The organism is Geodermatophilus sp. SYSU D00696 (assembly GCF_054050235.1).
This window is the reverse complement of the sequence record NZ_JBJGYY010000002.1, coordinates 168,576-182,220: the sequence shown is the minus strand read 5'-3', so window position 1 is coordinate 182,220 and position 13,645 is coordinate 168,576. Positions and strand designations below refer to the sequence as shown.

At 77.7% G+C, this 13,645-nt stretch carries 14 protein-coding genes; 7 read left to right on the top strand and 7 right to left on the bottom strand.

What is annotated here, in order from left to right; all coding sequences use genetic code 11:
- Window positions 1-9: 9 nt before the first annotated feature.
- Window positions 10-1,167 carry a precorrin-3B synthase gene (cobG, locus tag ACI79O_RS02550; RefSeq protein ID WP_456913286.1) on the top strand — a complete coding sequence of 386 codons (1,158 nt, stop codon included), beginning with the start codon at window positions 10-12 and terminating at the stop codon, window positions 1,165-1,167.
- On the opposite strand, the gene ACI79O_RS02545 is transcribed toward cobG, so the two are convergent.
- A complete protein-coding gene (locus ACI79O_RS02545; protein WP_456890014.1) occupies window positions 1,140-2,321 on the bottom strand; it encodes a glucose-1-phosphate adenylyltransferase family protein in 1,182 nt (393 codons plus the stop codon). The genes cobG and ACI79O_RS02545 overlap by 28 nt on opposite strands.
- A 62-nt stretch (window positions 2,322-2,383) precedes the next feature.
- Window positions 2,384-2,971 carry a TetR/AcrR family transcriptional regulator gene (locus tag ACI79O_RS02540; protein WP_456913285.1) on the bottom strand — a complete coding sequence of 196 codons (588 nt, stop codon included), beginning with the start codon at window positions 2,969-2,971 and terminating at the stop codon, window positions 2,384-2,386.
- 59 nt (window positions 2,972-3,030) lie between these two features.
- On the opposite strand from ACI79O_RS02540, the gene ACI79O_RS02535 reads away from it, so the two are divergent.
- From ACI79O_RS02535 to ACI79O_RS02510, 6 genes are all read left to right on the top strand, one after another.
- Window positions 3,031-3,984 (top strand): SDR family NAD(P)-dependent oxidoreductase, encoded by a 954-nt coding sequence (locus tag ACI79O_RS02535; protein WP_456890007.1) that lies wholly within the window; start codon window positions 3,031-3,033, stop codon window positions 3,982-3,984.
- A 74-nt stretch (window positions 3,985-4,058) separates the two neighbouring features.
- Window positions 4,059-4,679, top strand: a complete 621-nt coding sequence (locus ACI79O_RS02530; protein WP_456913284.1) for a precorrin-8X methylmutase — start codon at window positions 4,059-4,061, stop codon at window positions 4,677-4,679.
- The gene (locus ACI79O_RS02525) at window positions 4,676-6,172 is read left to right on the top strand and encodes a precorrin-2 C(20)-methyltransferase (protein ID WP_456913283.1); all 1,497 of its coding nucleotides are present in this window, start codon (window positions 4,676-4,678) and stop codon (window positions 6,170-6,172) included. Before ACI79O_RS02530 ends, ACI79O_RS02525 begins: the two co-directional genes overlap by 4 nt.
- 55 nt (window positions 6,173-6,227) lie before the next feature.
- A complete protein-coding gene (locus tag ACI79O_RS02520; protein WP_456913282.1) occupies window positions 6,228-7,454 on the top strand; it encodes an MFS transporter in 1,227 nt (408 codons plus the stop codon).
- Between the two features lie 99 nt (window positions 7,455-7,553).
- Complete coding sequence (locus ACI79O_RS02515; protein WP_456913281.1) at window positions 7,554-8,348, top strand: CPBP family intramembrane glutamic endopeptidase; 795 nt, start codon at window positions 7,554-7,556, stop codon at window positions 8,346-8,348.
- Between the two features lie 110 nt (window positions 8,349-8,458).
- Window positions 8,459-8,587 (top strand): hypothetical protein, encoded by a 129-nt coding sequence (locus ACI79O_RS02510; RefSeq protein WP_456875190.1) that lies wholly within the window; start codon window positions 8,459-8,461, stop codon window positions 8,585-8,587.
- Between the two features lie 21 nt (window positions 8,588-8,608).
- Here ACI79O_RS02510 and ACI79O_RS02505 read toward each other — a convergent pair whose 3' ends face one another.
- From ACI79O_RS02505 to ACI79O_RS02485, 5 genes are all read right to left on the bottom strand, one after another.
- A complete protein-coding gene (locus ACI79O_RS02505; protein WP_456875191.1) occupies window positions 8,609-8,818 on the bottom strand; it encodes a DUF4177 domain-containing protein in 210 nt (69 codons plus the stop codon).
- A 79-nt stretch (window positions 8,819-8,897) separates the two neighbouring features.
- Window positions 8,898-10,481, bottom strand: coding sequence for a YfjP family GTPase (locus tag ACI79O_RS02500; protein WP_456913280.1), 1,584 nt, complete (start codon window positions 10,479-10,481; stop codon window positions 8,898-8,900).
- The gene (locus ACI79O_RS02495; protein WP_456875193.1) at window positions 10,478-12,190 is read right to left on the bottom strand and encodes an ABC transporter; all 1,713 of its coding nucleotides are present in this window, start codon (window positions 12,188-12,190) and stop codon (window positions 10,478-10,480) included. The genes ACI79O_RS02500 and ACI79O_RS02495 overlap by 4 nt, the downstream gene beginning before the upstream one ends.
- Before the next feature lie 97 nt (window positions 12,191-12,287).
- Entirely contained in the window at window positions 12,288-12,770 is a 483-nt protein-coding gene (locus ACI79O_RS02490) for an FBP domain-containing protein (protein WP_456913344.1), read from the bottom strand.
- Between the two features lie 43 nt (window positions 12,771-12,813).
- On the bottom strand, window positions 12,814-13,548 hold the full coding sequence (locus ACI79O_RS02485) for a cobalt-precorrin-6A reductase (protein ID WP_456889994.1): 735 nt from the start codon (window positions 13,546-13,548) through the stop codon (window positions 12,814-12,816).
- Window positions 13,549-13,645: the final 97 nt, after the last annotated feature.

Sequence of the window (13,645 nt, the reverse complement as noted above, 5' to 3'; positions counted from 1 at the left end):
GCGGGCGCCATGACCACTGCCCGAACCCGCGCCGACGCCTGCCCGGGTGCGCTGCAGACGCACGCCGCCGCCGACGGCGAGCTGGCCCGCGTGCGGGTGCCGGGCGGGCTGCTGAGCGCCGCCCAGCTGCGGACGCTCGCCGCCGCGGCGCGCGACCTCGGCGACGGCGGCCTGGAGATGACCAGCCGCGGCAACCTGCAGCTGCGCGGGCTCGCGTCCGGAGCCACCCGCGAGCTCGGCGACCGGCTGGCCGCGGCCGGCCTGCTGCCCAGCGAGACCCACGAGCGGGTGCGCAACGTGCTGGCCAGCACCCTCACCGGCCGCGCCGGGGGGCTGCTCGACGCCCGCCCGTGGGTCGCCGCGCTGGACGCCGGCCTGTGCGCCGACCCGGCGCTGGCCGGGCTGCCGGGCCGCTACCTGGCCACCCTCGACGACGGCCGCGGCGACGTGAGCGGGCTCGGCGGCGACGCCGGCCTGCTCGCCCTCCCCGGCGGCGACGTGGCACTGCTGCTCGCCGGGGCCGACAGCGGGCTGCGCGCCACACCGGACGTCGCCGTGGACCTGCTGCTCGCCGCCACGCGCGCCCTCCTCGCCGAGCGCGACGCCCAAGGCGGCACCGCGTGGCGGCTGGCCGAGCTCGACGACGGCCCGGCGCGGGTGCGGGCGCGCCTCCCCGGCTCCCCGGTGTCGCCGGTCCCCGTCCCGGCCGCGCCGCCGGTGGGACCAGTGGGCGCCGACACGCAGGCGGACGGGCGGACGGCGCTCGTCGGCGTCGTCCCGCTGGGCCGGCTCTCCGCGGGTCAGGCCGACCTGCTGGCCTCGCTCACCGCGGAGGTCCAGCTGACGCCGTGGCGCAGCGTCGTCGTGCCCGACCTGCCCGAGGACCGCGTCGACGACGCCGCCGTCGACCTGCACCGGACCGGCGTCGTCTTCGACGCCGAGAACCCGTGGACGCGGGTGACCGCCTGCGCCGGCCGGCCCGGGTGCGCGCGGTCGCTGGCCGACGTCCGCGCCGACGCCGCGGCGGCCGTCGTGTCCGGCACGGTGCCCGAGAGGGTGCGCGTGCACTGGGCGGGGTGCGGACGCCGGTGCGGCCGGCCGCGCGGGGACGTGCTGGACGTCGTCGCGACGCCGGCGGGCTACGAGGTCTCCTCCGGGTCGGGGTAGCGGGCGCCGGCGGGGACCTCCGTGCCCTCCTCGAGCCGCGCCCGCAGGCCGACGAGGGTGATGTCCCCGTCGCCGCCCACCGTGCAGCCGCGGCCGACGTCGACGGCGTCGTCGACCACCGAGCGCGTCACCGTGGCACCCGAGCGCACCCGCACGCCGGGCAGCAGCACCGAGTCGACGACGGTGGCGCCGGGCTCCACCACCACCCCGGGCGAGAGCACCGAGCCGCGCACGTCGCCCGAGACGCGGGTGCCGCCGGAGAGCAGGCTGTTCTCGATCCGGCCGTCGTCGAGGACCCGGGCGGCGCTGCGCCGGCCGCCGCGGGTGTGGATCGGCCAGTCCGGGGCGTCGAGGTCGATCGGCGGCTCCTCCGACAGGAACTCCTGGTGCGCCTCCCAGTAGGACTCCACCGTGCCGACGTCGCGCCAGTACCCCTTGAGCGGGTGGGCCCGCGCGAGGCCGTCGCGCGTCTGCGCCGGCAGCAGGTGGGAGCCGAGGTCCTCCAGCCCCTCCTCGCCCACCTCGGAGCGCAGCTGCTCGAGCCGGTCGAGCGTCGGCTCCGGGTCGAAGACGAAGACCTCGTTGGTGGCGGTGGTCGTGGCCGGCTCGTCGGGCTTGTAGGCGTAGCCGGTCACCCGGTCGCCGTCGACCTCGACGATCCCGTAGCGGGCGGCGTCGTCGGCGTCGACCTCGGTGGTCACCATGGTCACCTCCGCGCCCGACTGCAGGTGCGCGTCGGCCACCTCCCGGTAGTCGAGCTCGTAGACGGCGTCGGCACTGACCACGACCAGCGCGTCGGCGCCGAACCCGCGGATGAGCTCGGCCTGGCGCCACAGCGAGTTGGCGGTGCCGGTGTTCCACCCGCCCCGCTCGGTCCCCTGGAACGGCGGCAGGGTCATCAGCCCGCCGTGCGTGCGGTCGAGGTCCCACGGCCGGCCGTTGGCCAGGTGGTCGGCGAGCGAGGTCGGGTGCTGCTGGATCGACACCCACACGTCGGCGACGTGCGAGTGCTGGCAGTTGCTCAGTGGGAAGTCGATGAGCCGGTAGACGCCCGCGAACGGGACGGCCGGCTTGGCCCGGTGCTGGGTGAGCAGCTGCAGGCGGCCACCGGCACCGCCGGCCAGGACGAGGACGAGCAGACGGGGAAGGGCCATGCCCCCGGCTACCCGCCTGCGCCCGCGGCTACCCGGCGGGCGCGGCTACCCGGCGGGCACGGCTACTCGGCGGGCGCGCCCGGCGACCGGCCGGCGAGGTCCTCGGCGAGCTCGTCCAGCGCGCGCTCCACGCGCCGCGCCAGACCGGGCCGGGCGGGGCCGGTCAGCCAGGCGCGGTAGGCGGTCCGGAACGCGGCCGCGCCGGCCCCGGCGAGGGCCCGGGCCCGCCCCAGGGGCAGATCCCGGGCGGCCAGCACGTCGGCCAGCGCCTCGATCCAGCGCGCCTGCTTGGCCAGGTCGCGGCCGACCAGGGCCGGGTCGCTGGCGACCACCTCCGCGCGCCGCCGCTGGGCCTCCCGCCCGTCGTGCAGCCGGTCGGCCAGCGAGCCGAGGGCGGCGCGCACGACGGCGACCGGCGCGGCGTCGTCCGGGAGCGACCGCACTCCCTGCAGCAGCGCCCCGAGCAGGGCGTCGTCCTCGGCGAAGAGCACCTCCTCCTTGTCCCGGAAGTGCCGGAAGAACGTGCGCTGCGTGACCCCGGCTGCGGCCGCGATCTGCTCGGTGGTGGTCGAGCCGTAGCCCTGGGCGGCGAACAGCCCGACGGCGGCCTCCTGCAACCGCCCGCGGGTGCCCTCCTGCCAGCGCGCCACGCGACGACCGTAGCCGGGGGCACTTGCGTCAGTCACTGACATCACCCACGATGGTGAGCATGACAGTTCCTGACATCACCGACTGCATCGTCGTCACCGGACCGACCCGCGGCCTGGGTCGCGCGCTGGTTCCCGCGCTCGCGGCCGCCCGGCCCTCCGCCGCCCTCGTGCTCGTGGGGCGTCCCGGCGCCGCCCTCGAGGCGGCGGCGGAGGACGCGGCCCGCTCCGGCGCCCGCGTGGTGACCGTCCCCTGCGACCTCGCCTCCCTGGACCAGGTGCGGGCCGCCGCGACGACCGTCCGCGACACCGTCGCCGCCGGCGACCTGCCCCCGGTGACGGCCCTGGTGTCCAACGCCGGCGTCCAGACGGCCGACCGCCGGCAGGTCACCGCCGACGGCCACGAGCTCACCTTCGGCGTCAACGTGCTCGCGCCGCACGTGCTGGTGGAGTCGCTGCGGCCGGCGATGGCCGACGGAGCGCACGTCGTCCTGCTGGGCAGCGGAACCCACCACGGCGACCGCTCGATGGGCCTGGTCGACCCGCCGCGGTGGGAGCACCCGCGCGACCTGGCCCGCCCGGACGGCCCCGACGGCGATCCCAGGGCCGGGTCGCGCGCGTATGCGACCAGCAAACTAGCGGTCGTGTACCAGGCGCACGAGTGGGACCGCCGCCACGGCGGGGCCGCCCCGGCGCTGCGGGTCAACGTCTACGACCCGGGCCTGATGCCGGGCACCGGGCTGGCCCGGCGGCGCACCGCGCTGGAGCGGTGGGCCTGGTCCTGGCTGCTCCCGGTGCTGCGGGTGCTGCCGGGGGTGACCACCCCCCGGCGCTCGGCCCGGGCCCTCGCCGACCTGGTCCTGGGCCGCACGCACGCCGGCCTGCGCGGGGGGTACGTGGAGATCGGCGCGGTGACCCGGCCGTCGGCCGCGTCGTTCGACCCGCGGCGGGAGCGCGAGCTGTGGGAGGTCTGCACCGAGCTGACCGGCGTGCCGGCGGTGGCCGCGCCGGCCTGAGGAGCGCGGCCGGCCTCCGGCGTCCCGGCACGCGGGCGGGGACGACGCCGCGGCGGGCCGTAGCCTCGCGGGCGATGTACGAGTACGAGAAGGACGGCGCCGAGATCTACCGGCAGTCGTTCGCGACGATCCGGGCCGAGGCCGACCTCACCGGCCTGCCCGACGACGTCGCCCGCGCCGTCGTGCGGATGATCCACGCCTGCGGCCAGGTCGACCTGGTGGCCGACGTCGCCTACAGCCCCGACGTCGTCCGGCGTGCCCGCGAGGCGCTCGACGCCGGCGCGCCCGTGCTCTGCGACGCCCGGATGGTCGCCTCCGGCATCACCCGGCGGCGGCTGCCGAAGGACAACGACGTCGTCTGCACCCTCGACGACCCGCGGGTGCCGGCGCTGGCCGCCGAGCTCGGCACCACCCGCACCGCCGCCGCGCTGGAGCTGTGGGGCGAGCGCCTCGACGGCGCCGTCGTCGCGATCGGCAACGCCCCCACCGCGCTGTTCCACCTGCTCGAGATGGTCGCCGCCGGCGCCCCGCGCCCGGCCGCCGTGCTCGGCATCCCGGTCGGCTTCATCGGCGCGGCCGAGTCGAAGGAGGCGCTGGCCGCCTCGGACCTGGAGTTCCTCGTCGTCCGCGGCCGCCGCGGCGGCAGCGCGATCACCGCCGCGGCCGTGAACGCGATCGCGAGCGACGTGGAATGACCGGCCGCCTCTACGGCGTCGGGCTGGGTCCCGGCGACCCCGAGCTGGTCACCGTCAAGGCCGCCCGGCTGATCGCCGCCGCCGACGTCGTCGCCTTCCACGCCGCGCGGCACGGCCGTTCGGTCGCCCGCGCGCTGGCCGCCCCGTACCTGCGGGAGGGGCAGGTCGAGGAGCTGCTGGTCTACCCGGTCACCACCGAGGGCACCGACCACCCCGGCGGCTACCAGGGCGCCATCGACGAGTTCTACGAGGACGCCGCCGGCCGGCTCGCCGCCCACCTCGACGCCGGCCGCGACGTCGTCGTGCTCGCCGAGGGCGACCCGTTCTTCTACGGGTCCTACATGCACATGCACAAGCGGCTCGCGCACCGGTACCCGACCGAGGTGGTGCCCGGCGTGACCAGCGTCAGCGGCGCCGCCGCGGTGGTCGGCCGGCCGCTGGTGGAGCGGGACGAGGTGCTCACCGTGCTGCCCGGCACGCTGCCCGCCGACGAGCTCGCCGAGTGGCTGGCCACCACCGACTCCGCGGTCGTGATGAAGCTCGGCCGCACGTTCCCGCAGGTGCGGGAGGCGTTCGAGGCCGCCGGCGTGCTCGACCGCGCGCTCTACGTCGAGCGGGCCACCACCGACCGGCAGCGCACGCTGCCCCTCGCCGGCGTCGACCCGGCGACGGTGCCCTACTTCTCCCTCGCGCTGCTGCCCAGCCCCCTCACCGCGGCCTCCTCCGCGCCGCCCGACGCCCAGGACGCCGGACCGCGGGCCGGTGAGGTGGTCGTCGTCGGCCTCGGCCCCGGCGCGCGCGGCTGGACGACGCCCGAGGCCGCCGACGCGGTGGCGTCCGCCGACGACCTGGTCGGCTACGGGCCCTACCTCGACCGCGTGCCGGCCAACCCGCGGCAGACCCGGCACCCCAGCGACAACCGGGTGGAGGCCGAACGGGCCGCGCACGCCCTGGAGCTGGCCCGGTCGGGACGGCGGGTCGCGGTGGTCTCCAGCGGCGACCCGGGCGTGTTCGCCATGGCCGCCGCGGTGCTCGAGGTGGCCGCCCGTCCCGAGCACGCCGGCGTCCGCGTCCGGGTGCTGCCCGGCCTGACCGCCGCGCAGGCCGTGGCCTCCCGTGTCGGCGCCCCGCTGGGCCACGACTTCGCCGTCATCAGCCTCTCCGACGTGCTCAAGCCGCTCGACGTGGTGCTCGACCGGCTGCGCGCGGCCGCGGCCGCCGACCTGGTCCTCGCGCTCTACAACCCGCGCTCGCGGGCGCGGCCGCACCAGCTCGGCGAGGCGCTGACCGCGCTGCTGGAGGTGCGCAAGCCGGAGACGGTGGTCGTCGTCGGCCGCGACGTCGGCGGGCCGGGGGAGGAGGTCCGGGTGACGACGCTCGGCGAGCTCGACCCGGAGACCGTCGACATGCGCTGCCTGGTGCTCGTCGGCTCCTCGCAGACCCGGGTGACGCCGTCGGGGCAGGTCTACACACCGCGCCGCTACCCCTCCTGACGCCGACACGCCGTTGCGGGGAACAACCAGCTCGCGGTCCCGCTTGTCCCCCGGCGTGCCCCGCCTCTCCCGCCCCGCCGCGTTCTGGTCGGTGGCCGGACTGCTCGTGCTGGTGCTGGCCGCCTCCGGGGTCCCGACGCCGCTCTACCGCGTCTACCAGGAGCAGTTCGGCTTCGGCGCCGGCGTCCTGACCCTGGTCTTCGGCATCTACGCCTTCGCGCTGCTGGCCGCGCTGCTGGTGGTCGGGAGCCTGTCCGACCACGTCGGGCGGCGGCCGGTGCTCGCCGGCGGGCTGCTGCTGCAGGCGGTGGCCATGGCCGTCTTCCTCGCCGCCGACGGCGTGGGCTGGCTGCTGGCCGCACGGGTGCTGCAGGGGCTGTCCACCGGCGCGCTGACCGGGTCGCTCGGCGCCACCCTGCTCGACCTGCAGCGCCCGGGCCGGCGGCCGATCGGTGCGCTGCTCAACAGCGTCTCCCCCGGCCTGGGCCTGTCCCTCGGCGCCGTCGGCGCGGGTCTGGCGATCGAGTCCGTCGCCAGCCCGACGCCGTGGGTGTTCGGCGTGCTCACCGTCGTCTTCGTGCTCGGCGCCGCGCTGGTCCTGGTGCTGCCGGAGTCCTCACCGCGGCTGCCCGGAGCGCTGGCCTCGCTGCGCCCGAGGGTCGAGGTGCCCCGGCCGCAGCGCCGGGCGTTCGCCGTCGCCGTCCCCGCCCTGGTGGCGCTGTGGGCGATGGGCGGGCTGGTGCTCTCCCTCGGCCCGTCGCTGGTCGCCGGCGTCTTCGGCGTCGCCGACCACGTCGTCGGCAGCCTGCTCATCCTGTGCATGCAGGGCGCCGGTGTCGTCGGCAGCCTGCTCGCCCGCGACCTGCCGCCGCGCCGGTCGATGGGCGGCGGCTGCCTGGTGTTCGCCGTCGCGGTCGGTGTCCTGCTGGTCTCGCTGGTCACCGGCTCGCTGTGGCTGTTCCTCCTGTCGGCCGCGGTGTCCGGCGTGGGCTTCGGCGCGGCGTTCCTCGGCGCGGTGGCCCTGGTGACCGCCGGCGTCGAGCCCGGCCACCGCGCGGGGCTGCTGTCGAGCGTCTTCGTCGTCGGCTACCTGGCCTTCAGCATCCCGGCCATCGTCGCGGGCGTCGCCGCGGGCGCCGTGGGGCTGCGACCGGTCGCCGAGGTCTACGGCGGCGTCGTCGTCCTGCTGGCGGTGGGGGCGGCGGCCGGCCTGCGGCTGTCGGACCGCCGGGACGCCGCTCCGGACCGCGTCGAGGAGCCGGCCGAGCCGCTGGCGGCCTGACCCGCTCCGCGACCGCCGCCCACGAGGCGGACCGGCGCCCGGGCCGGCGGACGACCCAGTCCCCCTCCGCGGGCAGCCACCGGCCATACGTTGACGGCCATGACCAGCGACGTGTCCGGCCCGGTCGTCGAGGACCCGCCCGGCGCGCGCCGGTTGTCCGTGGCCGGGTGGATCGCGCTGCTGATCGTCTACCTGGTCCTCCTCCAGGGTCTGGCGGTGCTGCTGACCCGAGGCACCGACGCCGGCTACGCCTCCCCGACGACTCCGGACGAGGTGTGGCGCAGCATCACCGCCCCGGTCGGCGTCTCGCTGGCGTTCGTCCTCGCCGCCGTGGCCCTCCTGCGGTGGTGGCGGCCCGTGCTGGTGGACGCCCGGCCGGTGCAGCGCTGGGTGGTCGTCGTCCCGGTCCTCATGGGGGCCGGCACCGTCGCGGCGGTCAACTACGGCGGCCTGGCCGACCGCGGGCTCGGCTTCACCCTCCTGCTGCTGCTCAGCTGCCTGCTCGTCGGGTCCGCCGAGGAGGGCATGTTCCGCGGCCTGGGCGTCACGGTGTTCCGCACCAACGGGTTCAGCGAGGGCCGGGTCGCACTGTGGTCCACCCTGGTCTTCGGCCTGGCCCATGCGACCAACCTGGTCAGCGAGGGGGTGGGGGCCTTCGTCCAGGTGTTCGTCACCGCGGTCGCCGGCTACTTCTTCTACCTGGTCCGCAGGCGCGCGGGCGGGTTGCTCGCACCGGCTCTGCTCCACGGGCTGTGGGACTTCGCCCTGGTCTCCAGCGCGGTCGTCCCCGGCCGCACCCATGCCGGGTTCCTCGTCGCGGTGCTGGTGATGGTCGTCCTCGGCGTCCTCCTGTGGGTGCGCCGGCACCGCATCGAGCCGGCCCCCACGGGTTGAGGTGTCCTGCGGCCGGTCCAGGACACCGGACTCCCCGGTCCGCCGGCCACGCGAGGTCCCGAGGCCCGTCTGCAGGTAGAAGCACGTCCCGGCGGGTACGGACTCCCAGCGTGACCGACGACCCGTCCCGCGAGGACCGTGAGCGGCTGCGCCAGCAGCTCGCCGCCTCCCGGGAGGACCGCCTCGCCGACGTCCGCCTCTGGCTGCTGAGGAGGATCGAGGACCTGAACCCGAACTGATCCCGGCCGCCGCCGGGTGGCTCAGACGAGCGGCCGCTCGAAGGTGACCAGGACGCCCTCCACACCGCCGGGCCCGATACGGCCCTTCACCTCGACGGACGTGATCGCCCGGAGCTGCCAGCCCTCGCGGGCGTACGAGTTCAGGACCTTCTCGAGCTTGCCGCCGGACATCTTGCCGCCGATCATGCCCTCGCGGATCTCCTCGACCTTGTACTCGTAGCGCGCGACCATCGACCGCTCCCCTCACCGGTGCCGAGAGGCCAGCCTGTCCGGTCCGGCACCCGGTGTCCACGCCCGCCGGTGCCGCGCGTCAGGAGCGCGCGCGACCCACCGCGGCGCAGTAGCGGTCGTGCTCGGCGCGCACTTCCGCCACCGGGGCCAGCACCTCCTCCTCGGCCACCTCGGCCACCCGTGCGGTCAACCGGCGCCGAGCCGTCCGCGCCCGGCGCCGGGCCCCCGCGGCCACCAGCGGCCGGCACACCAGGGCCAGCAGCAACCCGGCGAGCAGCCCGAGGACCAGCAGCACCGTGGGCAGCGGGATCCCCTGCACCCGGGGCAGCGGCACGACGTCGTCGAGCTGCAGCAGCCCCAGTCCGACCAGGCCGATCAGCCACAGCGCCCCGGCCAGCGCCACCAGCGCGAGCAGCCACTGCAGGCCGCCGACCGCGCGCTGCCACAGCGGCGTGCGGTCCGGGCCCAGGTCGGTACCGGCGACGGCACGGTCGAGCCGGTCGGGCAGCCGCTCGGCGGTGTCCTCGGTGGTGCGGCGCAGCTCGTCGCGCCAGGCCGGCGGCAGCCCGCGGCCGGCGTCGTCGCGGGCCCGGCGCAGCGCGGCGTCCATGCCGGCCCGCTGCACCGACCCGGCCTGCGGCAGCGAGGTGCGCGACCGCTCGTCGCCCAGGTTGAGCCGGGCCAGCGGGTCGGCGCGCAGCTTGCGCGTCCACCGCAGCAGCGGCCAGCCGGTGTGCGCGGTGCCGTTGCGGCGGGCCGAGCGCTCGACCGCGCCGACGACGGCGGGCACCCCGGCGGCGTCGGCCAGCGCGGCGGTGAGCTCCTCGCGGGCGGCGCGACCGGGTCCGCGGTCGCGGCCGAGGTCGGGCGCGCAGTGCTCGGCCAGCGCGCCGGCCGCGGCGCGGGCGTCGGCGGTGAGCCGGTCGGTCGCCGCCTTCCGCGCACCGACCCGGCGGGCCAGCTCGGCGCGCAGCTCCGGCAGGCCCAGGCCGGTGCGGGCCGCGGTGGGCAGCACCGGCGTCCCGGTCAGCCCCTCCTCGTCGAGCAGCCGGCGCAGGTCGGTCAGGCACGCGACGGCCGCGGCCTCGTCGAGCCGGTCGACCTGGTTGAGCACCACCAGCAGCACGCCCGCGTGCCCGGCCAGCGGCGCGAGGTAGCGGGTGTGCACCGCGTCGTCGGCGTACTTCTGCGGGTCGAGCACCCACACCAGGACGTCGACCAGCTGCACCAGCCGGTCGACCTCCAGCCGGTTCTCCAGCCGCACGCTGTCGTGGTCGGGCAGGTCCAGCAGCACCAGCCCGTCGAGGGCGGGGTCGGGGTCGGCCACCCGGTGCCGGCGGGGCACCTCCAGCCAGTCGAGCAGCCGGTCCGCGCCCTGCTCGCCCCAGACGCTCGCATGCGCGACGCCGGTGGTGGGCCGCCGCACCCCCGGCGTGCTCACCTCCGCCCCGGACAGGGCGTTGAACAGCGTGGACTTGCCGCTGCCGGTGGCCCCGGCCAGCGCGACGACGGTGGCGTCGCCCAGCGCCTCGCGGGCGCCGGCCTTGGCCAGCAGCTGCCGCGCGGCGCCGATCTCGGGGACCTCCAGCCGCCCCTCGGCCACCCCCACCGCCTCGCGCAGCGCGGCCAGCCGGTCGGCCAGCGGCGTCTCCCGAGCCCTCACGCGGCCACGCCCCGGGCCGCGGCCAGCGCGGCGACGGCGGCCCGCAGCCGCCCGGCCGCGTCGGGGGCGTCGGCGACGACGTCCAGCAGCTCGTCGAAGCGCTCCTGCTCGACGCGCAGCAGCCGGTCGGCGCGGGCGTCGAGGTCGGCGCGGGCCCGGGCCGCCAGCTCGCGCACCGCGGCGTCGCCGAACACCGCCTCGAGCACCCGCTGCCCCACGGCGGTGGTGCCGCCGGCGACCGCGAGCTCCGCGCCGGTCAGCCCCGCCGTCGAGGCGAACACGGCGACCATCACCACCGCCCCGGCGCCGTTGACCCCCCAGGACAGCAGCCGCGCCCGCGAGCGCCGGCTCGCCCCCTCCTCGCGGACCAGGTCGAGCACGAAGCCCTGCCAGTCGCGCACCTCGTCGGCGGCGGCCGGCGCGAACTCCGGCGAGGCGGCGCCCAGCGCCTCCTCGCGCCCGGCCACCAGCGGCCCGCCGCCGGGCAGCGACCGCCACGCGGTCACCGTGCGGTCGGCGGCGCGGTCGGCCTCGGACCGCATCAGCGTCTCGACGCCGGACTCCAGCGCCCCCGACAGCGAGTCGGCCGTCGTCGGCCGGCCGCTCAGCGCGGCCCCGAGGCGGTCGCGCAGCCGGCCCACCTGGTTCTGCAGCGAGCGCATCCACTCGCCGGTGCCGACGAAGTCCTGCCAGCGGGCGAGCACCTCGCCGCGCAGCAGGCTGCCGTTGCCCACGCCCTCGGCGACGGCGTCGCGCGCGCCGTCGTAGGCGGCCTCGGCGGCGTCGGCCAGGGCGGTGGCCGCCGCGGCCTGCTCGTCGACCCCCGCGGCCACCGCGGCGACCCGCCCGTCGAGGCTCTCCAGCGCACCGGCCAGCGTCTGCCGGACCACGGCGGCGCGCTGCTCCTGGTCGGCGGCCAGGCCGCGCAGCCAGTCGCGCAGCGGGGCGACCTGGTCCTCGGGCAGGAACCCGTCGGCCAGCGGCCGCTCCTCGACGACGAACAGCCGCGCGCCGCCCAGCCCGCCGCGCTGCAGCATCCCGGCCAGGTCGTCGGCGACCTCGGTCACCGCCTCGGGCGGCGTCCGGTCGAGGACGACGGCCAGCGCGGTGCCCCGCTCCTGCGCCGTCCGCAGCAGGTCCCACGGGACCGCGTCGGCGTAGCGCGCCGCCGTCGTCACGAAGACCCACAGGTCGGCGGCCGACAGCAGCTGCCCGGCGAGGTCGCGGTTGGCCTCCACCACGGAGTCGACGTCGGGGGCGTCGATCAGCGCCAGCCCCGGCGGGAGCGCGTCGCTGGGCACCAGCCGCAGCCCGCCGGCGACGTCGCGGACGCTGTCGCCCGCGCCGGTGGTGCGCGGCAGGTGCGGGAGCACCCGGTCGCCGGAGAACGCGGCGAGGTCGGCCGGCGAGCACACCAGCACCGGTGCCCGGGTGGTGGGGCGCAGCACGCCGGGCGTGGTGACCCGCGCCCCGAGCACGCTGTTGACCAGCGTGGACTTGCCCGCGCCGGTGGAACCGCCGACCACCGCCAGCAGCGGGGCGTCGAGGTCGCGCAGCCGGGGCAGCAGGTAGTCGTCGACCTGGTCGACGACGGCCCGCGCGGTGCGGACGGTGGCCTCGCGGCCGGGCGTGGCCAGGCCGAGCGGGGCATGCGCCACGGCGTCGCGGAGCTCCTGCAGCGCGTCGGTCAGCGGAACGGGTCCGGTCACCCCCGGTAGGTAGCCCGCGGAGCCCTCCGCTACCCGTTGCCGCCGGTGGACGGCCCGTCCGGGTGAGCGGGGGCCCGGACCCGGGCGGGCCGGCGGCTCACCCCAGGACGGCGTCGACGAACTCCGCCACCCGTCCGCGCAGCTCCGCGACCCGCTCCTCGCCCACGAGGAGCGGGTCGCGGTCACGCAGCCACGGCGGGATCTCGCTGCGGGCGCGGACGGCGCAGCCGAGGTCGGCGCAGACGTAGGTGCCCACCGTGTTGCCGTTGCGCCCGGCCTCACCGGCGCGCCGGGCGGTGAACAGCGAGACCGCGTCGCCGGCGTGCGTCGACCGGCAGAGCAGGCACATCACGCTGCGGCGGACCGACATCCGGGTGTCGGCGGCCCGCAGCGCCACGCCCACCGGCCGGCCCTCCCGCTGGACGACGAGGTAGCCGCGCAGCGGCGCCTTCGCGTCCCGCCAGCCGAGCACCTCGAGCTCGTCCCACGGCAGGTCGGCCAGGTCGCGCGGCAGGGTCGCCGAGTTCGCCTCGCCCTTCGAGCAGTTCACGAAGGAGCGGCGCACCTGGGCCTCGATCATCGGTTCCACGAGGAGCCATCCTCCGATCCGGAACCGGCCGGTCTCAAGCGGTTTCCCGCACCCAGCGCAGCGCCTCCTCCACCGTGCCGACCACGGTCACCCCGGCGGGCAGCGGTGGCCGGCGCACCAGCACGACGGGCAGCCCGAGCTGCCGGGCGGCCACCAGCTTGGCCTCGGTCAGGTGCCCGCCGGAGTCCTTGGCGACGACGACGTCCACGCCGTGGTCGCGCATCAGTGCCACCTCCTCCTCCACCGTGAACGGGCCGCGGGCGAGCAGCAGCACCGCCCCCGCCGGCAGCGGCTCGTCGGGCGGGTCCACCGCCCGCACCAGCACCCGGCCCGGCAGCGCGGCGAAGGCGCCCACCCCCTGCCGGCCGGTGGTGAGGAAGACCGTGCCGCGGCCGCGCACCGCCTCGGCCGCCGCGGCCAGCGAGTCCACGTAGCGCCAGTCGTCGCCCGGGCCCGGCGCCCACCCGGGGCGCTGGAGCCGCAGCAGCGGGGTGCGGTGCCGGGCCGCGGCCGCGGCCGCGTTGGCGGTGATCCGCGCAGCGAAGGGGTGGGTGGCGTCGACGACGGCGGCCGGCCGGTGCGTGGCCAGCCAGTCGGCCAGCCCGTCGGCACCGCCGAACCCGCCGACCCGCACCCGGCCCTCGGGCAGCAGCGGGTCGGCCACCCGCCCGGCGAGGCTGGAGAGGACGTCGACCCCGCCGGCCACCAGCTCGGTGGCCAGCCGCCGCGCCTCGGCGGTGCCGCCGAGCACCAGGACCTGCCCGCTCACCGCGCCTCCCCCTCGCTCCCGCGGGGCGCTCCGCTCCTCGCTCGTCCCTCGCTGCGATGCACCCGCCCCTGTCCGCTCAGGACCCGGCCGCCGGGGA

What these genes read in the sequence shown, in the direction of transcription:
- cobG (WP_456913286.1), top strand. Translation starts at nt 10, where the DNA reads ATGACCACTGCCCGAACCCGCGCCGACGCCTGCCCGGGTGCGCTGCAG.
- ACI79O_RS02545 (WP_456890014.1), bottom strand. Translation starts at nt 2,321, where the DNA reads ATGGCCCTTCCCCGTCTGCTCGTCCTCGTCCTGGCCGGCGGTGCCGGT.
- ACI79O_RS02535 (WP_456890007.1), top strand. Translation starts at nt 3,031, where the DNA reads ATGACAGTTCCTGACATCACCGACTGCATCGTCGTCACCGGACCGACC.
- ACI79O_RS02530 (WP_456913284.1), top strand. Translation starts at nt 4,059, where the DNA reads ATGTACGAGTACGAGAAGGACGGCGCCGAGATCTACCGGCAGTCGTTC.
- ACI79O_RS02525 (WP_456913283.1), top strand. Translation starts at nt 4,676, where the DNA reads ATGACCGGCCGCCTCTACGGCGTCGGGCTGGGTCCCGGCGACCCCGAG.
- ACI79O_RS02515 (WP_456913281.1), top strand. Translation starts at nt 7,554, where the DNA reads ATGACCAGCGACGTGTCCGGCCCGGTCGTCGAGGACCCGCCCGGCGCG.
- ACI79O_RS02505 (WP_456875191.1), bottom strand. Translation starts at nt 8,818, where the DNA reads ATGGTCGCGCGCTACGAGTACAAGGTCGAGGAGATCCGCGAGGGCATG.
- ACI79O_RS02490 (WP_456913344.1), bottom strand. Translation starts at nt 12,770, where the DNA reads ATGATCGAGGCCCAGGTGCGCCGCTCCTTCGTGAACTGCTCGAAGGGC.